Here is a 223-nt window from a genome sequence, read left to right on the forward strand (position 1 = left end):
TCAGTGTTCGGACGTTTCAACGCTGGGCGGAGCGCTATGAGGCGGAGGGCGACGACGGGCTTGTCGACCGCCGGCTGGGGCGTCGTTCGCCACGGCGGGCGCCGGAGGAGGCGCTGGAACGGATGCTTGCGCTGTACCGGGACAAGTACGCGGACTTCACGGTGAAGCACTTCCACGAGCAGATGCAAAAGCGGCACGACTATGTGCTGGGCTATACGGTGAC

At 65.0% G+C, this 223-nt stretch carries 1 protein-coding gene; it reads left to right on the forward strand.

Going from position 1 to position 223, the window contains the following annotated elements:
• A partial coding sequence (locus ACZBJS_RS42875) for a helix-turn-helix domain-containing protein (protein WP_463440378.1) occupies positions 1 to 223 on the forward strand: 223 nt, incomplete at both ends.

It is taken from the genome of Bradyrhizobium sp. KZN70725 (genome assembly GCF_055264925.1).